Here is a 1,382-nt window from a genome sequence, read left to right as displayed (position 1 = left end):
AAAGGAGAGGATTACATAGCCCAAGTCATTGTGGGCAACGTTGGTAAATATGGATTAAAAGCTGTCAAGATCGGAGGTAATTGGGTAGCTAGCAAGATAAGTGGTCCAAAAGGAACTGGTCAGGCTCTGCGCGAAGTAGAAGTTAGCTCTGGCGGTAAGGGCTCATGGACTAAGGAACTCAATAAACCAGAGCCGAACACTATTTATAAGGTGGACGGAAACAAGACCTATCAAACAGATAGCCTTGGGCGAGTTGAGAGAGTTGAGTCCAATCTCTCGCTAACTAAGAATGATCGAAATACTTATCAGCAGTGCGTGGCTGGCAAATGCGGCATTGATGGTGATGAGGGTGGTCACTTGATCGCCAGTATATTTAATGGCCCTGGCGAACGTCTAAACTTGCTGCCTATGAATGGGAATCTCAATAAGGGCGCTTGGAAGACGATGGAGAATCAATGGGCGTCTGCGCTTAAAGAAGGAAAGTCGGTGGGTGTAAAAATTGAACCGGTGTACACGGGCGGGTCTGTAAGACCTGAGAAATTTACCGTGACATATCAGATAGGTTCGGAACGCCCAATAAGAGAAACTTTTGTCAATTCTCCGGGTGGGATATGAGTGTGGATGATGAGATTTATCAAGGCATTGGTGAGATTTTGGTTGCGATCTCTCCTGCTGATGCCGAAGTGGTACTGGTAGAGGCCGAACTTTCTCCGGAGGGGGATCACTGTAAGTTGTTATTTGATTATGTTGGCCCCTCTGGAACCAAGCAGTGGTTTTTGCCAAGTAGCGCGAAGGTGGATAGTGATTTGCTGGATCTTTTTGTTCGGCTTAGAAGCTTCTTCGAGTCAAATGGGCTTTATGCGGAAGGTAAGCCATGGAAAGGCTGTATTGTCGAGCTCTGCCTGCGCAGCATGAAGATAAAAATCGACTTTAAGTATGAATAACTAACCTGGATTCCTGTCCCGCTTGAATAAAAATAGCCCCGGCAGTGCCGGGGCTATTTATTTCACTCCGCTGTCCCGTCCAGGCGTCCAATAAACCTCCCCGCCACCCAGGCGGGGAATTTTTTTCCCTCAGACCACCCTGCTTTACCGCCTCTGCTGGTCTCCGTCGGTTTTTTCCGTGGGCGGTCCGGCATTTCCCCTAAAAGTCCTCCATTTTTCACCCTGGGGCCGAGTTGAGCCCGCCTTTCCGTGGACAGATGTCTGATGAATGCCTGTTTGTCCTGCTGATCGACTGCCGACGCTAAGCAACGGCATGTTCTCCAGCAAGACCACCACCACACGTGACACCGTCAAGCAAACCCAGGCCCAGGGCTCGACCCTGAGCGGCGAGCAAACCTATGTACAGGCCGGTCGCGACATCACCCTGATCGGCAGCAA

The 1,382-nt window shown here is 49.9% G+C and carries 2 protein-coding genes; both read left to right on the top strand.

Going from position 1 to position 1,382, the window contains the following annotated elements:
- Positions 1 to 615: DNA/RNA non-specific endonuclease (locus BMW49_RS24365; protein ID WP_208600994.1), on the top strand; the 615-nt coding region annotated here is incomplete at its 5' end.
- A 2-nt stretch (positions 616 to 617) separates the two neighbouring features.
- Positions 618 to 944, top strand: a complete 327-nt coding sequence (locus BMW49_RS24360) for a hypothetical protein (protein WP_139133893.1) — start codon at positions 618 to 620, stop codon at positions 942 to 944.
- Positions 945 to 1,382 lie beyond the last annotated feature (438 nt).

The sequence above is a fragment of the Pseudomonas cuatrocienegasensis genome (assembly GCF_900110925.1).
Classification (GTDB): domain Bacteria; phylum Pseudomonadota; class Gammaproteobacteria; order Pseudomonadales; family Pseudomonadaceae; genus Aquipseudomonas; species Aquipseudomonas cuatrocienegasensis.
This window is presented reverse-complemented; position numbering and strand designations above follow the sequence as displayed.